At 43.6% G+C, this 1,430-nt stretch carries 1 protein-coding gene; it reads right to left on the bottom strand.

Annotation, left to right across the window (positions count from 1 at the left end; all coding sequences use genetic code 11):
• Nucleotides 1-1,131, bottom strand: a 1,131-nt coding sequence (glgC, locus tag R7Q47_RS24370; RefSeq protein WP_318089793.1) for a glucose-1-phosphate adenylyltransferase, incomplete at its 3' end; no start/stop codon positions are given.
• Between the last annotated feature and the right edge of the window lie 299 nt (nt 1,132-1,430).

The raw sequence follows: 1,430 nt of genomic DNA, 5'->3' as shown, positions 1-1,430 counted from the left end.
GATTTGTGTATTCGGTGGTATGCGAACGTGTTTATCGACGATGCAATTCACCAGTTGGCTGCCTTCACCGACTTCTACATCATCAAAAATGATGGAATCCACAACGGTCGCGCTGTCTTGAATGCGCACATTTGATGAAATGATCGAGTGCTGGACTGAGCCACCTGAGTTGATAACACCGGTAGCTATGATCGAGTTGATGAAAATACCTTCGTTTCCTGTTGCAGAAGAGACGGTTCTCGCTGGTGGAAATTGAGGTTCGTAAGTGCGGATAGCCCAGTTAGATTGATAAAGGTTCATCGGAGGTACTGGTTCCAATAAATCCATATTTGCTTCATAGAAGGAGTCAATTGTCCCGACATCACGCCAGTAACAATCTTTATCGACACGACCTTTGCTGCCACAAAACTTGTAAGCGTAAACCGATTCGGTGTCGATCAATTTTGGAATAATGTCGTTGCCAAAGTCATGGCTAGACGTTTCCAGTTTCGCATCTTCGGTCAGCGCTTCTTTGAGCACATCCATATCAAAGATGTAGATCCCCATTGATGCAAGGCTCTTGGCTTTATCGTCTGGAAGAGTAGGTGGGTTTTCGGGCTTCTCGACAAAAGACTTAACCAGTCCGTTTTCAGCGATTCCCATTACTCCGAAAGCAGAGGCGTCCTTTACTGGAACATCCATACAAGCGACGGTCAGCTTTGCCCCTTTCTCTTTATGCTCCTCAAGCATCGCTGCGTAATCCATACGATAAATATGGTCACCAGATAACACAACAACGTATTTTGCGTCGTTCCGCGATAGTAACCACAAGTTGTGGTAGATGGCGTCGGCGGTACCCTCATACCATGCACCACCTTTGCGCATTTGAGGCGGAACTGCCGTAATGTACTCACCAAGTTCGGGATTAAAAATCGACCAACCGTCACGAAGGTGCTTTTGTAGTGAGTGAGATTTGTATTGAGTAAGCACTAGAATTTTACGTAAACCTGAATTAAGACAATTGGTTAGCGTAAAATCGATGATTCTGTATTTGCCGCCAAATGGTACCGCAGGTTTGGCTCGATCATCAGTGAGTGGGCTAAGTCGTGAGCCCATCCCGCCTGCTAAAATTACAGCGAGTGCGTCTTGCATAATATTCCCTTTCCCTTGTTCTACATGCGTCTAAACCGTGCTTAACCGGAGGAGGTGTTATACAACGCAACAATTTAGAATGACATGTGCTGGTTTGTTTGTTAGCTACTGCAAACTGTAGTACAAGAATCGCGCCATTGAATATTTCTTTAAAAATCAAAATGATGAATTTTGTGACCGAGAGTCGATGCACTATATTAGTGAATTAAAAAATAGACAGTGCATTATATTGGGGCGGTATAGAATCTGGGGATTTAAGAGATTATTGATTTACAATGTAAAACCTATTTAAAACAGTA

This window comes from Vibrio sp. Vb0349 (assembly GCF_033338975.1).
The sequence above is the reverse complement of the archived record's forward strand: the minus strand, read 5'-3'. Positions and strand labels throughout refer to the sequence as shown.